15 protein-coding genes are annotated in these 18,465 nt (G+C 59.8%); 9 read left to right on the forward strand and 6 right to left on the reverse strand.

Features of this window, described 5'->3' with window-relative positions; translation table 11 throughout:
• The first annotated feature begins 6 nt into the window (after positions 1-6).
• From leuS to H9Q10_RS06460, 3 genes are all read left to right on the forward strand, one after another.
• Positions 7-2,649 (forward strand): leucine--tRNA ligase, encoded by a 2,643-nt coding sequence (leuS, locus tag H9Q10_RS06450; protein WP_197903143.1) that lies wholly within the window; start codon positions 7-9, stop codon positions 2,647-2,649.
• Positions 2,650-2,788: 139 nt separating this feature from the next.
• The gene (locus H9Q10_RS06455) at positions 2,789-3,178 is read left to right on the forward strand and encodes a hypothetical protein (protein ID WP_197903144.1); all 390 of its coding nucleotides are present in this window, start codon (positions 2,789-2,791) and stop codon (positions 3,176-3,178) included.
• A 217-nt stretch (positions 3,179-3,395) separates the two neighbouring features.
• Entirely contained in the window at positions 3,396-3,785 is a 390-nt protein-coding gene (locus H9Q10_RS06460; RefSeq protein WP_197903145.1) for a hypothetical protein, read from the forward strand.
• A 205-nt stretch (positions 3,786-3,990) separates the two neighbouring features.
• Here the strand turns inward: H9Q10_RS06460 and H9Q10_RS06465 are convergent, their stop codons facing one another.
• The gene (locus tag H9Q10_RS06465; RefSeq protein WP_197903146.1) at positions 3,991-5,412 is read right to left on the reverse strand and encodes an SLC13 family permease; all 1,422 of its coding nucleotides are present in this window, start codon (positions 5,410-5,412) and stop codon (positions 3,991-3,993) included.
• A gap of 451 nt (positions 5,413-5,863) precedes the next feature.
• Here H9Q10_RS06465 and carA point away from each other — a divergent pair, with 451 nt between their 5' ends.
• From carA to H9Q10_RS06495, 6 genes are all read left to right on the forward strand, one after another.
• Positions 5,864-6,994 (forward strand): glutamine-hydrolyzing carbamoyl-phosphate synthase small subunit, encoded by a 1,131-nt coding sequence (gene carA / locus H9Q10_RS06470; protein ID WP_197903147.1) that lies wholly within the window; start codon positions 5,864-5,866, stop codon positions 6,992-6,994.
• Positions 6,995-7,106: 112 nt separating this feature from the next.
• On the forward strand, positions 7,107-7,496 hold the full coding sequence (locus H9Q10_RS06475; protein ID WP_197903148.1) for a hypothetical protein: 390 nt from the start codon (positions 7,107-7,109) through the stop codon (positions 7,494-7,496).
• A 128-nt stretch (positions 7,497-7,624) separates the two neighbouring features.
• Positions 7,625-8,155, forward strand: coding sequence for a hypothetical protein (locus tag H9Q10_RS06480; protein WP_197903149.1), 531 nt, complete (start codon positions 7,625-7,627; stop codon positions 8,153-8,155).
• Between the two features lie 171 nt (positions 8,156-8,326).
• Positions 8,327-9,616, forward strand: coding sequence for a paraquat-inducible protein A (locus tag H9Q10_RS06485; RefSeq protein WP_420841843.1), 1,290 nt, complete (start codon positions 8,327-8,329; stop codon positions 9,614-9,616).
• A 271-nt stretch (positions 9,617-9,887) separates the two neighbouring features.
• Complete coding sequence (pqiB, locus tag H9Q10_RS06490; protein ID WP_197903150.1) at positions 9,888-11,525, forward strand: intermembrane transport protein PqiB; 1,638 nt, start codon at positions 9,888-9,890, stop codon at positions 11,523-11,525.
• Positions 11,525-12,058, forward strand: coding sequence for a PqiC family protein (locus H9Q10_RS06495; protein WP_197903151.1), 534 nt, complete (start codon positions 11,525-11,527; stop codon positions 12,056-12,058). Before pqiB ends, H9Q10_RS06495 begins: the two co-directional genes overlap by 1 nt.
• Before the next feature lie 462 nt (positions 12,059-12,520).
• On the opposite strand, the gene H9Q10_RS06500 is transcribed toward H9Q10_RS06495, so the two are convergent.
• The 5 genes from H9Q10_RS06500 to H9Q10_RS06520 all read right to left on the reverse strand — a co-directional run bounded on the left by H9Q10_RS06500 (position 12,521) and on the right by H9Q10_RS06520 (position 18,407).
• Entirely contained in the window at positions 12,521-12,862 is a 342-nt protein-coding gene (locus H9Q10_RS06500) for a YbaB/EbfC family nucleoid-associated protein (protein ID WP_197903152.1), read from the reverse strand.
• Between the two features lie 57 nt (positions 12,863-12,919).
• On the reverse strand, positions 12,920-15,127 hold the full coding sequence (dnaX, locus tag H9Q10_RS06505) for a DNA polymerase III subunit gamma/tau (protein WP_197903153.1): 2,208 nt from the start codon (positions 15,125-15,127) through the stop codon (positions 12,920-12,922).
• A 184-nt stretch (positions 15,128-15,311) separates the two neighbouring features.
• Positions 15,312-15,581: a putative hemolysin gene (locus H9Q10_RS06510; protein WP_197903154.1), complete on the reverse strand. Its 270-nt coding sequence runs from the start codon at positions 15,579-15,581 to the stop codon at positions 15,312-15,314.
• Between the two features lie 139 nt (positions 15,582-15,720).
• Complete coding sequence (locus H9Q10_RS06515) at positions 15,721-17,703, reverse strand: transglutaminase TgpA family protein (protein WP_197903155.1); 1,983 nt, start codon at positions 17,701-17,703, stop codon at positions 15,721-15,723.
• Between the two features lie 149 nt (positions 17,704-17,852).
• A complete protein-coding gene (locus tag H9Q10_RS06520; protein WP_197903156.1) occupies positions 17,853-18,407 on the reverse strand; it encodes a hypothetical protein in 555 nt (184 codons plus the stop codon).
• Positions 18,408-18,465: the final 58 nt, after the last annotated feature.

Consider the following 18,465-nt stretch of genomic DNA (forward strand, 5'->3'; position numbering starts at 1 on the left):
ACCATCATGCAAGAACACTACCAACCCTCCCTCACCGAGCCCGCCGCCCGCGAAAAATGGGCGGCGCACCGCGTTTTCAACGCCAAAGAAAACAGCGCCAAACCCAAATTCTATTGCCTCTCCATGTTCCCCTATCCCAGCGGCAGGCTGCACATGGGGCACGTGCGCAACTACACCATCGGCGACGTGCGCAGCCGCTTCAAACTGCTGAACGGGTTCAACGTGTTGCAGCCGATGGGTTGGGACGCGTTCGGCATGCCCGCCGAAAACGCCGCGCTGAAAAACGGCACCGCGCCCGCCAAGTGGACGTATGAAAACATCGCCTATATGCGCGGCCAGTTGCAAAGCTTGGGTTTCGCGCTGGATTGGGAACGCGAAATCGCCACCTGCCGCCCGGAATACTACCGCTGGGAGCAGCTCCTGTTCACTAAATTGTTTGAAAAAGGCATCGTGTACAAGAAACTAGGCACGGTGAACTGGGACCCGGTGGACCACACCGTGCTGGCCAACGAGCAGGTGATTGACGGGCGCGGCTGGCGCAGCGGCGCGCTGGTGGAAAAGCGCGAAATCCCGATGTACTACTTCAAAATCACCGATTATGCCGAGCAGCTTCTGGCCGATTTGGACGGCTTGGACTGGCCGGAGCAGGTGAAAACCATGCAGCGCAACTGGATCGGCAAATCGCGCGGCATGAACGTGCGTTTTCAGGTAGCCTCTGATAGCCGCGAAGGGCTACCTGAAAATTATGCCGATTATATTCAAGTGTATACCACCCGCCCTGACACGCTGATGGGCGCGACCTATGTGGCCGTGGCCGCCGAACACCCGCTGGCCGCCGCCGCTGCCGAAAAGCAGCCTGCACTTCAAGCGTTCATTGCCGAATGCAAGGCCGGCAGCGTGGCCGAAGCCGATATGGCGACGATGGAGAAAAAGGGTATGCCCACCGGCCGCTTCGTCATCAACCCGCTCAACGGCGAGCGGCTGGAAGTGTGGGTGGCGAACTATGTGCTGTGGGGCTACGGCGACGGCGCGGTGATGGCCGTGCCCGCGCACGACGAGCGCGATTTTGAATTTGCCAATAAATTCGGCCTGCCGATTAAACAGGTTATCGAATTGGACGAACCGCAGCCCTACAACCCCGCCGTGTGGCACGACTGGTATGGTGCGAAGGAAAACACGCGGCTGATAAATTCAGGAGAATTCAACGGTTTGGATTTTCAGACTGCCTTCGATGCGATTGCCGCCAAGTTGCAGGCTGCTGCTGCGGGCGAGCCGAAAACGCAATACCGCCTGCGCGACTGGGGCATTTCCCGCCAGCGCTACTGGGGCTGCCCGATTCCCATCATCCACTGCGAAAGCTGCGGCGAAGTGCCCGTGCCGGCACAGGATTTGCCTGTAGTGCTGCCGGAAAACGTGGTGCCCGACGGCGCGGGTTCGCCGCTGGCCAAAATGCCCGAATTTTACGAGACGAAATGTCCGAAATGCGGCGGCGCGGCCAAGCGCGAAACCGACACCATGGACACCTTCATGGAATCGAGCTGGTACCAGTTCCGCTATATGTCGCCACGCGACGACGCGCACATGGTCGCGCCCGCAGCGGCGGAATATTGGGGGCAGGCCGACCAATACATCGGCGGCATCGAACACGCCATTTTGCACCTGCTCTACGCCCGCTTCTTCACCAAGTTGATGAACGAAGAAGGGATTGTGCCCGTGCGCGAGCCGTTCAAGCAGTTGCTCACGCAGGGCATGGTGCTGGCGCAAACCTATTACCGCGACCGCGCCGACGGCGGCAAGGAATGGTTCAATCCTGCCGACGTGGATTTGCAACTGGACGACAAAGGCCGCCCCGCCTCCGCCGTGCTGCGCGCCGACGGCCAGCCCGTGCAGATTGGCGGCATGGAAAAAATGTCCAAATCCAAAAACAACGGCGTTGATCCGCAAACCCTGATTGACACCTACGGCGCGGACACCGCCCGCCTGTTCATGATGTTCGCCGCGCCGCCCGAACAGTCGCTGGAATGGAACGATGCCGCCGTGGAGGGCGCGCACCGCTTCCTGCGCCGCCTGTGGCGCACCGTGTACGAATTTAAGCAGGGCGGCACGGCGCCGGCGTTTTCAGGTAGCCACAACGCGCTGGCAGGCAGCCTGCAAGAGTTGCGCTTCAAGCTGCACAGCACCATCGCCAAAGTAACCGACGACTACGACCGCCGCCAGCAGTTCAACACCGCCGTGGCCGCCGTGATGGAGCTGCTGAACCAATACGATGCCACCGCCAAGAGCGGCGCGTTGGCCGAGGCGCACGGCCGCGAAGTGGCGCAGGAAACGCTGGAAGCCGTGCTGCTGTTGCTGTGGCCCATCGTGCCGCACATCTGCGAAAGCCTGTGGGGCGAGCTGCGCGAGGGCGGCAAGGTGTGGGAAACCGTGTGGCCGAAAGCCGATTCCGCCGCGCTGGTGCAGACAGAAATCGAAATGATGGTGCAGGTGAACGGCAAGCTGCGTGACAAAATCACCGTGCCCGCCGAGGCCGACAAAGCCGCCATCGAAGCCGCCGCGCTCGCCACCGCCGGCGCGCAGAAGTTTATGGACGGCAAGGCGGCGAAGAAAATCATCGTTGTGCCGAAACGGCTGGTGAATATTGTGGTGTGAGGCCGTTGGGCTGTTAAAGGCTGCTTGAAAACTGTGTATTGGTTTTCAGGTAGCCTTGTTGTCATGTTATGGGGCTACCTGAAAATATTTGCCTTAAATTTTCAGGTAGCCTTAAATATGCAAAACCAAGGAACGAATCATGTTGAGAAAAGTTTTTGCTTTAACGGCGCTGCTACCTGCTTTGGCTGCCGCCGAACCGCCTATCCGAGATTGCCGCACCTTCTTGTTGGATATGAGCGCGTTGGGTTTCCGTATTGGAGCATGCCGTAAAAATGCCGAGCATCCCTATGTGATTCAATTGGAAAAACGACAATCCGAATGTGCTGTCACGTGGGCAGATCCTGTAGTGCGTGCGGAGGCTAGGGAGGTGTATCGCACTTTGAGCGATGAGCTCATCAATGATGCGATAACTCCGGAGACAGTGGATGCAGTGCTGGCTGGTAAATCGATTGATATGAGCAAAACCGAGTTGTGTAGCGGATATGACAATTATTTGCGAGAGATGGCGCGGCGCTATCTGCGCCAGTGAAACGAGCAGCAGGGGAGGGGGATGGTTTTAGCCTCATTGAGGCTTTATTTCAGCTAGCCCTTTCCTGCGCAGAGGCTACCTGAAAAATACCCGCCCCAAGTTTTCACTTCGCTGAAGTTTGCGTTTTAGCTTCGCAGAAACTCACTCCGTTCGTTTTAACTGCGTTGAAGCTCACGCTTTCAGGTAGCCTTAAATAGGTAAAACCAAGGAGCGAACCATGTTGAGGAAAATCTTTGCTTTCGTGGCGTTGCTGCCTGCTTTGGCCGCCGCCGAGCCGCCTATCCGGGATTGCCGTGTTTTTCTGCTGGATATGAGCACGTTGGGTTTCCGCGCCGGTATCTGCCAGAAAAATATCGAACAGCCCGAAGTTGTCCGCTTGCGGGCAAGGGAGCGGGAATGTTCCGCCATATCAGCAGATGGTGAATTGAATGAGGAAATCAGGATGCGGCAGCTTGCCCTGCACGATGAATTCGTCAATGAAGCCGTAACGCGGGAAACGGTGGGGGCGGCATTGGCCGGCAAACCGGCGGATGTGGGCGGAACTGCATTTTGCCGGGCATACGATAAGCAGTTGGATGAAATGGCGCGGCGCTATCTGCAGCCGTAAACAGACAATGGCCGGGCAAGGCAGCACTTTTCAGATGTCTGAAACGGCTACCGAGCCCCAATCACAAAACAAACTGAAAACGGAAAAAGGCTACCTGAAAATTTTGGCTTCGCAGAAACTGCCTTGAAGCTCGTTTTCAGGTAGCCTTTTCATCCGGCCGAAGCGTATCGCCCGCTATCGCCCGGGCACGCTTGCGTGTGGCTGGCTAAATCAGGAAGAAATACGCCCAAGCCGATACCACGATGATGGAGAGGATATTCAGCAGCAGCCCAACCTGCATCATTTCCTTCTGCTTGATCAAGCCCGTGCCGAATACGATCGCATTGGGCGGCGTGGCCACCGGCAGCATAAAGGCGCAAGAGGCACCGATGCCGATAATCAGCACCAACACTTCCTGGTTCATGCCCATTTGGGCGGCAATCGTGCCGAACACGGGCACCAGCAGCGCGGCGGAGGCGGTGTTGCTGGTGAACTCGGTGAGGAAGATGATGAAGGCGGCCACCACCAGGATGATTACCAAGGGGTGCGCCTGCCCGAACGTGGCCGCCACTTCATTGCCCAGCGCGGCGGAAGCGCCCGATTTTTCCATCATTACGGAGAGGGTGATGCCGCCGCCGAACAGCATCAGCGTGCCCCAGTCGGTGTTGCGCGCCACTTCGCGCCAGCTCACCACGCCGAACATCACCACCGCCACCGCGGCCACCATGGCGATGAAACTGTCGATGGATTTGATGCCGGTGGCTTTGCCCAGCTCCGAGCCGAAAATCCAGCACAGCGCGGTGAGCACGAAAATGATGACGGTAATCACGCGGTGCAGCGTCCAAGGGATGTCTTCTTTCTGTTGGAAATCCACCTTTTCGGCAAAGTTCGGTTTCAGCACCACAAACAGGGAAAACAGCATCAAGGGTAACAGCACTAGCATCATCGGTAGGCCGTATTTCATCCAGCCGGCAAAGTCGAGATCAAGCGCTTTGGCGGCAATGGCATTGGGAGGCGAGCCCACCAGCGTGCCCAAGCCGCCGATGCTGGCGCAATAGGCGATGCCCAGCAGCACGAATACAAAGGTTTTGCGGTCTTTTTCCTTGTCAACGTGCCCCATCAGTCCCATGGCCAGCGGCAGCATCATGGCGGCGGTGGCGGTGTTGCTGATCCACATGGAAAGCCCCGTAGTGACCAGAAACACCATCATCACGGCTGCCAGCATATTACCGCGCGAAAGCGCAATCACCAACATGGCGATTTTCCTGTCCAGCCGCTGCACGTGCATGGCTGCCGCCAGCGCGAAACCGCCGAAAAACACATAGATAATCGGATCAGAAAAGCCGGCAAAGGCCGCTTTGGTGCCCATATCCGGGATTTTGAAGAAAATCGCCAGCAGCGGTACCGTGAGCGCGGTTACGGTGATGTGCACCGCTTCGGTAAACCACAAAATCGCCACAAACAGCAAAATGGTCAGCCCGGCCTTAACGTTGTGCTCGTAGGGCAAAAGCTGGTAGGCGATGGCGGACACCACGGCGGCAATAATGGCGATGATCAGCCCGCGAAAGCTGGTAACCGGTATCTGCGCGCTTTGCAGCTCAAAGTTTTCTGGCAGGTTGGTTTGGCTTGGGTTCTCTCTGAAATTCATTTTTCCGTCTCCATAAAGCTTGGTTAATCTTTATCTTCACGTTTTTTATCGTTTAAGCCATGAGCATGTGTGTACTCATGGCGGAAGAATAAGGTTGGGTGCGGGTTCTGTCAATCATTAAGATTATTGCTTTTGGTTGTTTGTATAACGTGGAGGCAAAGATAAAAACAGCCAAACGGGTTGGTTTTCAGGTAGCCTGATGATCTCGGGCTGGGGCTACCTGAAAATCATCGCCCCGAATTTCTGCAACACCAAAACTGATTTTGCTTTTCAGGTAGCCTCCCTGATAGTGTGGCGGAGCGGCCCGCCTTGCCGCGAAGTTGCGTTGTCCAGTAAAATAGTGTGCTTCCGACAGGCGGCGCACCCGCCCCAGAAGCACGTTTGCACACCGGAGCCTGGTTGTGGAACGTGCTTTTTCTCGGATTGAACCCCTCTTATCGGACACCGCACCATGACCACTCCCGCACTCCTCGTTCTTGCCGACGGCAGCGTATTCCACGGCACATCAATCGGTTATGAAGGATCGACTTCCGGCGAAGTCGTGTTCAACACCTCCATGACCGGCTATCAGGAAATCCTCACCGACCCCTCCTACGGCAAACAAATCGTTACCCTCACCTATCCGCATATCGGCAACACCGGCACCAACGCCGAAGATCAAGAAAGCGACCGCGTTTATGCCGCCGGCCTGATCATTCGCGATCTGCCGCTTTTGCACAGCAATTTCCGTGCATCGGAAAGCCTGCACGACTATCTGGTGCGCCACCAAACCGTCGCCATCGCCGACATCGACACCCGTCGTCTGACCACGCTCTTGCGCGAAAAAGGCGCGCAGGGCGGCGCCATCCTCACCGGCGCAGACGCCACGGTTGAAAAAGCGCAGGAACTCATCGCCGCATTCGGCAGCATGGTGGGCAAAGATTTGGCAAAAGAAGTTTCCTGCAAACAAGCCTACGAATGGACGGAAGGCGAATGGGCTTTGGGCAAAGGGTTTGTTACCCCTGCCGAGCAGCCCTATCATGTCGTCGCCTACGATTTCGGCGTGAAAACCAATATCCTGCGTATGCTCGCTTCGCGCGGCTGCCGCCTGACCGTTGTCCCCGCCCAAACCAGTGCGGAAGACGTGTTGGCACTCAACCCCGACGGCGTGTTCCTGTCTAACGGCCCGGGCGACCCCGAGCCTTGCGACTACGCCATCGAAGCCGTGAAAAAACTGATGGACAGCGGCAAACCCATCTTCGGCATCTGCTTGGGACACCAGCTCATCAGCCTTGCCATCGGCGCGAAAACCCTGAAAATGCGTTTCAGCCACCACGGCGCGAACCATCCCGTGCAGGATTTGGACAGCGGCAAAGTCGTCATCACCAGCCAAAACCACGGCTTCGCCGTCGATGCTGATACCCTGCCCGCCAACGCGCGCATTACCCACCATTCCCTGTTCGACAACACTTTGCAGGGCATCGAGCTGACCGACAAACCCGTGTTCTGCTTCCAAGGCCACCCCGAAGCCAGCCCCGGCCCGCAGGATGTGGGGTATCTGTTTGACAGGTTTATTGCCAATATGCAGGCCGCAAAGCAGTAAATATTTCTGTTTTGCAGCCGTGCCGTTGAAGTTTGTGCTTTTCAGGTAGCCTTTGCCATGCGCGGAGGCTACCTGAAAATTTATCGGCTTGGTTTAACGGTTAGAGCGAACCATGAAAATATACGAAATCCATTGCGCCGGCATCGAGCTGTTGCGCCGGCCTTTCTCTTTGATGCTGGCGGCCGACCCGTTTCCTTTGGAGCAAAACTGCGACTGCGTGGAAATCGGCACGGCGGAAGGATGCAGCGAACTGCGACTGTGGTATGACGATGGTTCGCGCCTGGCCTGCTTCGCACCGGCGTTTGAATCGCTGTATATCGACAGCGGGCGGCTGTGCGCGGATATTTGGCTGCCGCCGGAAACCACGGATGGCGTTCCGCCCAGCGGCATCGGGCAAATCCGCCTGTTTTTGGCGCGCGAACACCTGCTGCGGCTGCAAACGGTGTGGCCGCTAGACAGGATGGCGGATTATGCGGCGCTGGCGTATTGCTTTGAGGAGTAGGGCGGCGGCTTGCCTGCGTGCGGGGTTTGGGGTAGGCTGGGGTTGGCTTTGTTGCTGCGGTATTTTCAGGTAGCCTTGGGTGAAGATTGGGGCTACCTGAAAAATAGTGCGGCTCAAGCGGGAAGGGTATGAGTTTGCTCATACGCGAGATGATTTGCGATTGGATATTGAAAGGAAAAGACATGGGAAAATGGATGATAATTGCGGCGCAGGCGGCGTTGCTCATGGCTTCGGCTGTACAGGCGCAAACCTTGGATGAGCAGGCGAAAATACAGGTTGTGCGGCAGGCGTATGCCAAAGAGGATTATCTGCCGTATGCTTCGCCGGAATTTAAGCGGGTTGTGAACCAGGCTTATCGGATTATCGATAGGGTCAATACCCGGGCCCAGGGGATTGAGTGCGAATATGCTAGGCATTTCGATATGGGCATTGGGAATGGCGGTGCGCCCGATGATTTGATGCGGACGCTGAGGGTGACGCCATTGCAGGGAGACAGGGTTCAGGCAACGTTTAAAGATTTTGCCAATCCGGGCGAGCCTAGAAAAACCGTTACCACTCACTTTAACGTTAGTTGCCATAACGGACGTTGCCAAATCAACGATGTGGGCAATGTGCGGAGGGTTTACCAGCAGATTGTCCGCACGAATCGGTGTGAGTAGGGCAATGTGGCTCGTGCGGCAGGGTTGTTTGTTGCCGATGTTTTTCAGGTAGCCTCCGGTTTCGCGCAAGAGGCTACCTGAAAGCTATTCAGCCTTTCTCTCCGCTTAAGCCCTTGCTGCCAATCCGCTTTGGGCTATAATCGCCCTTTCTTTTTTCTGCCGGTTTCCCTTTTGAACTTAGTTGCCCAGCTTCGCCGCGCCAGCCGCTACCGCCTGCATTTGCCGCAGGCGGTGATGCCGGCGCACCATATTTCCTGCCACTCCTGCGGGCTTGAGCTGCGCCTGCCGCCGCTCAAACCGGGGAAGGCGGCGTTTTGCCCGCGCTGCCGGCATCCGCTGGCGCGGGTGGAGGCCAATCCTTTTATGCTGCCGCCGGCGCTGGCTTTGGCTTCGCTGATCATGCTGGCGGTGGTATTTTCCGGGCTGTATATGCAGGTGACGGTGCTGGGGCAGAATGTGCCGCTCACGCTGCCGGAAATGATGAAGGTGCTGATTTTGCAGGAATCGGGCTTTTTGGCGGAGGTGATGTTTGTGCTCACTTTCGGCGCGCCGCTGCTGTTTTGCCTGCTGTGCCTGTATGTGTATGGCGGGCTGCTGTGGGGCCGGCCGCCGCCGGGGGTGCTGCGGGCGACGAGGTGGCTGGTGCGGCTGCGCGGCTGGATGATGGTGGACGTGTTTTTTATTTCCACGTTGGTGGCGTATATTAAGCTGGGCAAGGTGGCGCAGGTGCAGTTTGGTGCGGCGTTTTACCTGATGTTTGTACTCGCGGTGCTGCTGATCCGCACGGCGCAGTCGGTGCCGGAGCATTGGGTGTATTACCAAATCCGGCGGCTGCGCGGGGACAGGGATTTGCTGCGGCCGGAAGGCGGCGCGGTGTTTTGCGGCAAGTGTTTGTTTGAGCGGCCGGCGGGCGAAACGGAATGCGGCATCTGCGGCTCGGGGCTGCACAGGCGGCGGCCGAACAGCCTGGGTTGGAGCCTGGCGCTGCTGATGACGGCGCTGCTGCTGCTGCTGCCGGCAAACCTGATGACGATTATGGTGTCGTCCAACCCCACGGTGATTGAGCGCAGCACGATTTTCAGCGGCATCCGGTTTATGTGGCGCGACGGCGACCACTACATCGCGATGATTATTTTCAGCGCCAGCATCATGGTGCCGTGGTTGAAGATCATCGCCATGGGCGTGTTGCTGTATGCGGCCAAGTTCGGCACGGATATGGCGCCGCAGAAGCTTTCCAAGCTGTATCTGATTACCGAATCCATCGGGCGCTGGTCGATGATTGATATTTTCGTCATCATCATGCTGATGTCCACCTTCCGCACGCATTTGGCGCGCGTGGTGCCCGGGCCGGCGGCGCTGTATTTCTGCCTGGTGGTGCTGCTCACCATGCTCTCGGCGCACTTTTTCGACCCGCGCCTGATGTGGGACAAAGCCGCCCAACGGCGCAAACAATCGGGCTGACATTTCGCTTTGCAGAAGCTCTGGCGCGTTGCGTTTTTCAGGTAGCCTCCGGCCAAGAAAAGGCTACCTGAAAAATAGGAAACCATGCGCGGACACGGCAAAGGCTACCTGAAAGCGCGAGCTTCAACGCAGTTAAAGCGAGGTTTCCGCAGGAGGCCGGGTTTCTGCAAAGTTAAAAACGCCAAACCGATTTTCAGGTAGCCTCAAGCCGAACAAAGGCTACCTGAAAACACCCGAGCCAAAACCTTTTTAAAAACCAAGCATCCCAACCATGACAACACATTCCTCCGAACACGAACCGCGGGCGGAAATCCGCCGCAACCGCAGCTTCTCCTTTATGGTGTGGCTGATTCCGCTCATCGCCTTGCTCACCGGCGCCTGGCTGCTGTTCGACCACATCCGCAACACCGGCCCGGAAATCACGCTGTATATGGCCAATGCCGAAGGCATCGAAGTGAACAACACCGTGATCAAGGTGCTGGACGTGGAAGTGGGCCGCGTAACCGCCATCCACCTGCGCCCCGGGCATGAAGGCGTGGCGCTCACCGCCCAGCTCACCGGCGAAGCCCGCGACATGGTGCGCAAAGACAGCCAGTTTTGGATCGTGAAGCCGCGCGTGGACCAAAGCGGCATCACCGGCTTGAGCACGCTGGTGTCCGGCTCGTATATCGCGCTGATGCCCGGCAAAAGCCCGGAAGAGGAAAACGAATTCACCGTGGCCGATTTCCCGCCGGTGGCCGCTTTCGCCCAAGGCGGCCTGCGCCTGCGCCTCAAAGGCGGCGGCAGCAAGATTTTGAGCAACGGCAGCCCGGTGATGTATCGCGACATCAACGTGGGCATCGTGGAGAGCGCCGAGTTTGATCCGGTGAGCAAAACAGTGTCTTATCAAATTTTTATTGCCAGTCCGAACGATAAACTGGTGGGTAGCAAGGCACGCTTCTGGCTGCAAAGCGGCCTGAAAGTGGAGCTGGCCAACGGCGGGCTGAAAGTGGACAGCCCCTCGCTACCCGCGCTGATTTCCGGCGCCATCGCCTTCGACGACCCGCCCAACGGCGACAGAGGCGGCCAAGTGGGCAACAACGCCCTGTTTAAGCTCTACGCCAACCGCGCCGAAGTAGATAATCAGGCCGATGAGCGCTCGCTGTATTACGTGGTGTTCTTCAAGCAGAGCGTGCGCGGGCTGGCGGTGGATGCGCCGGTGGAATACAAAGGCATCCCCGTGGGAACGGTTACCGACGTACCCTATTTCGACCGCAACGACAGCCTGCGCCTGTTCGACAACGGCTGGATTCCGGTGCGCATCCGCATCGACCCCTCGCGGCTGGAAATGAACGCCGACGCGCAAAGCAAAGAAGCCTGGGCCGACCAGATCGGCCGCGCCCTCAACCGCGGCTTAAGCGCCACCCTCGCCAGCAACAACCTGCTCACCGGCTCGCTGTTTGTGGAGCTTTCCGAAGCGCCCGGCCAAAGCATGCTCAAGCCCGTGGCCAGCTATCAGGGCAACACCGTGATCGCCACCCGCAACGGCGCCGGCCTGGGCGATTTGCAGCAGCAGGTGTCCGATTTGCTGGACAAATTCAACCGCCTGCCGTTGGATAAAACCGTGCGCGAGCTCAACGGCAGCCTGGCCGAGCTCAAAGGCACGCTGGCGCAGGCCAACCGCCTGCTCGGCCAGCCGCAAACCCAGCAGCTGCCCGGCGAGCTGAACCGCACCCTGGCCGAACTGCGCAACACGCTGCAAGGCGTGTCGCCGCAATCGCCCGTGTATGGCGACGTGCAGAAAACCCTGCGCAGCATCGACCGCACCCTGCAGCAGGCCGCGCCCGTGCTCAACACCCTGAAAGAGCAGCCCAACGCCCTGATTTTCAATTCTTCCGCCACCGATCCCACCCCGAAAGGAAGCCGCTGATGAACCTTCTTGCCAAGCTGGCCGCGCCGGCCGCCGCCCTGCTGCTCGCCGCCTGCGCCTCCGCCCCCGCCACCCAGTATTTCAGCCTGCCCGACAGCGCCTTCGTGCCGCCCGCCGGCCAGGCCGCGCGCCAAACCGCCGTGCAGGTGATTCTGGCCGAGCCGCTGGGGCAGGGCGGGCTGGTGTACCAAACCGATGAGCAGCGCCTGAATTTCGCCCGCCATCACCTATGGGCCGCGCCGCTGGATCAGAGCCTCGCCGCCGCCTTCAGCAACCGGCTGAACCGGCACGGCGGCGCCCGCTTCGTGCCCTACGGCCGCGGCAACGGCCTGCCTGTGCTGAAGATTTATATCGAGCAGTTCCAAGGCAGCTTCCGCGGCCACACGCTGGTAAGCGGTTACGCCCAATGGCCAAATGGCCGCACCGCTCCCTTCCGCATCCAAACCTCGCAGCAGGGCGACGGCTACGCCGCCATGGTGGATTCCCTGTCGCAGGGTGTGGCGCAGGCGGCGGAGCAAATCGGCGCGTATTAACGGCGTGTTTCAGTACACAAAAGGCTACCTGAAATTTTGGCTTCACAGAAACTTCGTTGAAGCTTAACGCTTTCAGGTAGCCTTTGTTTGGCAGGTGTTGGATTGGCGGCTGCTTGAAAATATAGTGAATTAAATTTAAACCAGTACAGCGTTGCCTCGCCTTGCCGTACTATCTGTACTGTCTACGGCTTCGTCGCCTTGTCCTGATTTTTGTTAATCCACTATATAAGTTTCAGCGAAGCCGGAATAAAATCATCACACAGCGAAGTCGTTATTTCCGCAAGGCTAGATCGCAGGAAACAGAGGCTTGCGTTTGTGGTTGGCGGGTTTTGACAAAGCCCGTGTTGCCCGGCTTTCAGCTGGCTTGGAAAGGGGCTGAGGCTACCTGAAAAATGATGCGGCATATAAAGCAGCCGACTGCCCGCTTTGATTCGGACAGCCGGCTGCTTTGTATGCGGCGGGTTATTTGAAGAAGTTATCCATGCCGGGCGGCAGGCCGAGACCTTGGGTGAATTGTGCCATGTGCTCTTGGGCGGCGGCTTCGACTTTGCGCGCGGCATCGTTGAAGGCGGCGGCAATCAGGTCTTCGAGCATTTCTTTGTCGCTGGCGGCATCGGCGGCAAGGCTGTCGTCGATTTGGACGCGTTTGACGGCGTGGTGGCAGCTGAGGGTGATTTTCACCAGGCCGCCGCCTGCCTCGCCTTCTACGGTGATGTTGGCCAACTCGGCTTGCGCCTGTTTCATTTTTTCCTGCATTTTCTGTGCTTGCTGCATCAGGTTGCCGAGGCCGGCTTTGTTGAACATGGGTGTGCTCCTGTAATAAAGTGGGTGGGGAAAGGGTGTTTGGTAAAGGTTTCGGCCTTAGGTGCGGCCGTCTTCCTGCAATACAAGGCTTTCTGGCAGCCAGCGGGCGCCGAAGAGATTGAGGATGTCTTGGGCGGCAGGATCGCTTTCGAGCAGGTGCTGTGCTTGCTCGCGGGCGGCCTGGCGCAGGCGCTGCTGGCGCATGGCGGGGGTTTCGGGGGCGCTGCCGTCGGCGGGCCAGTCGGTGGTGCGGATGGCGACCGGGTGGCCGTAGGCGGCGGCGAGGTGCTGTTCGATGCGCTGGATGTGTTCGCGGCTGATGCTGACCTGCCCGGCATCGGCCACGGCGAGGGTGAGCTGCTGCTGTTGCGGGTCGTAGCCGAGGCAGGCGGTGTGCTGGGCGCTCATTTGGGCGGCGCCGATTTTGGGGGCGAGGGCGGCCACGATGCCGGGCCAGGTGTCGGCATTGGGCAGGGGGAGGGCGGCTGTGCCGGCGATTTCGGCGGCTTCGGCATCGGCTGTTGGGGCGGAGGCTGGTTCGTTTTGCCCGCTTTGCCCGGTTTCAGGTAGCCTTTGGCTGTTTAATACGGTTTCGTTTTGGGGTGTGGCATCATGCCCATGTTGGGGCGGGTTGTCATCTTGGTTTCGGCCGTGCGGAAACTTGGTTGGCGGGCTTTCAGGTAGCCTTTGGCTTGGCTGGCTGTCGGGCTGTGGGGCTTCAAAGCCGGCGGGCGGCGGGGTGTCTTCCCACGGCGGGCTGCTCTCGAAAGCGGGGGGAACGGTTTCGGCCGGGTTGGATTGTGGCTCAGTAGGATATGGGCGGCCGGGTTCGGCTGAATCGGGTACTGGGTTGCCGGATTCGTTTGGGGTTGACGAAGGATTGTACGGGCCGATTGGGCTACCTGAAAATTTTTCAGGTAGCCTTTCTGTATGGCTGGCAGCGGATTTTGGCGGCGTACTTTCGTTTGGCGGAAGGGTGCTGTTGCCGTTTTGGCGTTGAGAAAACCCGCTTTCGGGCAGCATTTGTTCGGCTGGGGCGGGAGGGGCTTCTGCTGCGTGGTTTTCAGGTGGCCTCGGGGCGTTATCCGGCTGCGGCGGGGCAGCCGGATGGGGCTTTGGGGGAACGGGGTCGTGCAGCTCGGTGCCGGCGATGTGGCTGCCGGCGGGGATGTGTTCGGCGGCGAGGGGGGCGAAGGCGAGCAGGCGCAGCAGGGTCATGACGAAGCCGGCGTATTCGTCGGGGGCAAGCGGGAGGTCTTGCTTGCCGTGAATGAGGCATTGGTAGTAGAGCTGGATTTGTTCGTCGCCCAGCTGGCCGGCGAGCTGCTGCAGTGTGGGGTGCTCGGGGTCGTCGGCGGGGATGGCGGCGGGCACGGTTTTGAACAGGGCGAGCTTTTGCAGCAGCAGGGCAAGCTCGCTTAAGGCGCTGTCGAAGCCGATGGCGCGGCCGGCCATTTCCTGCGCGGTGGCGAGCAGGGCGGCGCCGTCTTGGGCGGCGGCGGCTTGCAGCAGGGCATAAAGGTAGCGCTGATCGACGGCGCCGATCATCTGGCGCACGTCGGCTTCGTTCACGCTGCCGGAACCCATGGCGATGGCTTGGTCGAGCAGGCTGAGGGCGTCGCGCATGGAGCCGGCGGCGGCGCGGCCGATGAGGGCGAGGGCGGGGGGCTCGTAGGCGATGTGTTCGCTGGCGAGCACGTGCGCCAAATGCTGCGATACTTGCTGGGCGGTCATGTTGCGCAGCACGAATTGCAGGCAGCGGCTCAATACGGTAACGGGGACTTTGTGCGGGTCGGTGGTGGCGAGGATGAATTTGACGTGTTCGGGCGGCTCTTCCAGCGTTTTGAGCATGGCGTTGAAGGCCGATTTGGAGAGCATGTGCACTTCGTCGATGATATAGACTTTGTATTTGCCGGCGGTGGGCGCGTATTGGGCGTTTTCCAGCACTTCGCGGATATTGTCGATGCCGGTGTTGGAGGCGGCGTCGATTTCGAGCAAATCCACAAAGCGGCCGGCATCGATGTCGCGGCAGGATTGGCATTGGCCGCAGGGCTCGCCGGCTTGCGGGTTTTCGCAGTTGAGGCTTTTGGCCAGGATGCGGGCGATGGTGGTTTTGCCCACGCCGCGGGTGCCGGTGAGCAGGTAGGCGTGGTGCAGGCGGCCTTTGCCCAGGGCGTTTTGCAGGGCTTTGACGACGTGTTCCTGCCCGACGAGGTCGGCGAAGGTTTTGGGGCGCCACTTGCGGGCGAGAACTTGGTAGGCCATGTGGGTGCTTTGCTGGAGTGCTTGACTGAAACGGTTGGCGGCGCGGGCGGGCGGCGCGGGCGCTATTTTAACATTATCGCTGTGTTTCCGGTGTGCGGGATGCTGTGCGAACAGGCTACCTGAAAATCCGGTGCGGCTGCTGCGGCGGGATTTTCAGGTAGCCTGTTAGGCGGGGGGAGATGGCTTATTTGCCGTTGCCGCCGTTGTTGGCGCGGTAGTAGGCCCACTCTTCCACTTCTTTGCCGTCGGGCAGGATGCACATGCCGTATTCGCTGCCGTCTTGGTTTTTACGGATTTCGGACTTGCCGCCCTGCTGCACGCAATACACGCTGGCGGGGTTGGCCATGCCCACGGCGGGCTCGGAGGCGGCGGGGGCGGAAGCGGAAGTGGCGGCCTGGTTGCCGGCGCAGGCGGCGAGGGCGGCGATGGCCATCAGGGGGAGGAAGCGTTTCATAGGTTGTCCTTTCTGGTGTAACAAAATTTTCAGGTAGCCTTTTATGGAACAGGGGCGCTCCATAAAAGGCTACCTGAAAACTAACAGATAAACGGCGGCTTGGGCGTTAATTTGGGTTTTTGGAAGTAAAGCCGCGGGCTCACAGCCGGATTTTGCGTATGGCGCGGCAGCATTGCCGGTACCAGCGCTTTTGCGCGGCGGCGGCGGGCAGGCCGTCGGCGTAGTTCCAGCGGGCATATTGCTGCAGCAGTTCTTCCAGCTCGGGGCTGAGGCGTTCTTGCTCGCGAAGGATGTCGGCGGTTTCGATGGGACCGAGGGCGGCGAGGGAGACGTCTTCCACATCGAGCAGGCGCTCTTTCACGCGGGCGAACCCTTCTTCCAAGAGGTTGGCAAAACGCCGGCTGCTGCGCCGCCACCACAGCCACAGCGGAATCAGGGCGATGGCGCCGCCGATGAGCAGGAAGGTGAGCAGGCTGAGCAGGTTGAAGCCGCTGAAGCCGAGGCGGCGGAACAGGTTTTGCTGGGCGCTGCTGTCGTAGTTCACCACCCATTGCTGCCAGTAGAACTGGCTCTCGGCGGTGAGCTTGCTCCACCACTGCCAGCTGTTGCTGCCGGCCACCAGCTCTTGTTCGCCGCCTTCGAGCGCGGAGGAGAGGCCTTGCTCGATGCGGTTGCTGCTCACGGTGGCGGTGGGATCGACGCGTAGCCAGGCCTGTGTTTCGGGCAGCCACACTTCGGCCCAGGCGTGGGCGTCTTTGCCGCGCACCTGCCAGAAGCCGCCGTCGGGGTTGTATTCGCCGCCTTGATAGCCGGTCACCACGCGGGCGGGCAGGCCGGCGGCGCGCATGAGGACGACGAAGCTTTCGGCGTAGTGTTCGCAGAAGCCGCGCCGGCTGGTGAAGAGGAAATTGTCGACGCGGTTGGCGCTGTCGTCGAGCGGGGGGTTGAGGGTGTAGGCGAAGGGCTGGCTGCGGTAGTAGGCGAGGGTGCGGTTGACCAGGTCGGCGGCGTTGGCGGATTGGCTGCGCAGCTGGGCGGCGAGCTCGCGGGTGCGCGGGTTGCCGGTGCGGGGCAGGGCACTGAGGCGGCGCTGCTGCAAGCCGGGCAGGTTTTCAGGTAGCCTGTTGCCCACGGCGGCCTGCAGGCTGAAACGGCGCAGGCCGTCGTGGCTGCGTACGCGCACGGTGTGGCCTTCGACAAAGTGCATCTGGCTGCGCGAATTGGCGGCGGTGGAATTGATGTAGGGATAGTCGAGCGCGGGGATACGGCCCTGCTCGTCGCGCATGATCATGCTGTAGGAGACGACGGCGGGGGTGAGGGCGGTGTCGGCCTGGCTTTCAGTGAAGTCGTCGTCGGCGCTCCATTGCCGGCCGTCGAACTGGCTCATGGTGATGGCGCGCCAATAGAGATCGGCGGGCTTGGGGGTGTAGCCGTTGTCGAAGGTGGCGTTGAAGGCCAATTCGTTGCTCTGCACCAGATTGCTGATGCTGCCGGGCTGCATGGTGTCGGAAAGGCCAGTTTTGGCTTGGTTTTGGTTGGGCTGGGGGATGCGCCACAAAGGCTCGCTCATGCGCAGCACGGCCACAAACAGCACGGCGGCCAGCGGCAGGGTGAGCAGCAGGGCGGTGGCGGCGTGGCGGAAGGCGAGGCGCGGCGGCATATTGAGCAGTGCCACGCAGGTGGCGGTGCCGAACAGGGCAGCCAGGAGCCACAGGCCGATGAACATGTTTTGGTTGAGCAGCACGGTGGCGCCGATGAGGAATATCATGGCGGCGAGCAGGATGTGCCAGTCGCGCAGTTGGCGGCTTTCGAAGGTTTTCATCAGCACCATCAGCAGCAAGAGGGCGCTGCCGCCTTCGCTGCCGAATACGGTGCCAAGCTGGGAAAACACCAAGGCAAACAAAATAATGCCTCCCACGGCGTTCAGCCACGGGCTGAGGCCGCGGATGCCGGCTAAGGTGAAACCGAGCTGGATGAGCCACAATACGCCGAAGATAAGGATAACGGGCACGGGCAGAGCAAAGGCCAGCGGCAAAACAATCCACAGCAAAAGCAGCAGAACGCCCAAACGCGGCAGGCGTTCGGGCGGATGGTTGATGTATTCGGGGGTGAGGGCGAGCATGGGTGTTGGCTTTGCAAAAACGCCACCTTGGCTGCGCAAAATATCGGTTCAACTTCGTTGAAGCTCACGCTTTCAGGTAGCCTTTATCTTGGTATGGGCGGCTTGGGTTGTGTGTATCGAAAGCTGCCTGCCGAGGGTTCCCTGCGCGTTTACTTGCTGACGATGTCGGGCAGGGTGTGGCTCAGTTGCAGCGAGTTGCCGATTATACCCAAATCCGCGTCGGCGAAGCGGGCGTTTTCCAAAATCAGGCCGCCGTGCGCCCGGGTGGCGTGCAGGCTCATGCGCATTTGCGCGGGGGTGAAAGGCAGGTTGTGTTTGCGGGCGTAGGCGGCGGCGCGGCGGTTGGCGGTTTGCAGCATCGGGATCAGGGTGATGTCGAGGTGGAACACGCGCACGCCCAATACCAGGATGCGGGCGGCAAACCAGTCGGCTTCCTCGGTGAATACGTCGGGACTGGGTCGGCCGAAATCGTGCCGTTCGGCGGCAATCAGGCAGGCGAGGGTGCGGATTTGCGGCAGCAGGGCTTCGCACAGCATGAAGTTTTTGCCTTGCGGGGCGTTGGACTGCAAATCGGCGCGGTGTTGGTTGCCGTCTACGGCCAAATACCAGCGTTGCAGCTCGGTGCGCGGCTGGGGTGTGGGTATTTGGCTGATTTGGTGGGCTAGGGCGGTCATTTTGTGTTCCTGTTCGGCTGGTCTGTTCATGGGGAAATCCGTGTGCGAGCGGCCTGCCGTGGGCAATAAAAAAACCGCTCGGGTTGTT

It is taken from the genome of Eikenella glucosivorans (assembly GCF_016025525.2).
Lineage (GTDB): Bacteria > Pseudomonadota > Gammaproteobacteria > Burkholderiales > Neisseriaceae > Eikenella > Eikenella glucosivorans.